At 68.5% G+C, this 542-nt stretch carries 1 protein-coding gene; it reads left to right on the plus strand.

What is annotated here, in order from left to right; translation table 11 throughout:
* On the plus strand, nucleotides 1-542 hold a 542-nt coding region (locus KTN05_RS17765; RefSeq protein WP_254368348.1), incomplete at both ends, for an EF-Tu/IF-2/RF-3 family GTPase.

Below are 542 nucleotides of genomic sequence, written 5' to 3' on the forward strand. Positions count from 1 at the left end.
CCCGAGCGCGCCATCGACCTGCCGTTCCTGATGCCGATCGAGGACGTGTTCTCGATCTCGGGCCGCGGCACCGTGGTGACGGGCCGGGTCGAGCGCGGCGCGGTGAACGTCGGTGACGAGCTGGAGATCGTCGGCATCCGCCCGACGAAGAAGACGATCTGCACGGGCGTCGAGATGTTCCGCAAGCTGCTGGACCGCGGCGAGGCGGGCGACAACATCGGCGCGCTGCTGCGCGGCATCGACCGCGAGGGCGTGGAGCGCGGGCAGGTGCTGGCCAAGCCGGGCTCGGTCAAGCCGCACACCAAGTTCGAGGCCGAGGCGTACATCCTCACCAAGGAAGAGGGCGGCCGCCACACGCCGTTCTTCGCGAACTACCGCCCGCAGTTCTACTTCCGCACGACGGACGTGACGGGCACGGTGAAGCTGCCGGAAGGCACCGAGATGGTGATGCCGGGCGACAACCTGAAGTTCGAGGTCGAGCTGATCGCCCCGATCGCGATGGAAGAGAAGCTGCGCTTCGCCATCCGCGAAGGCGGCCGCAC

This window comes from Paracoccus sp. Z118, assembly GCF_019061185.1.
GTDB lineage: Bacteria > Pseudomonadota > Alphaproteobacteria > Rhodobacterales > Rhodobacteraceae > Paracoccus.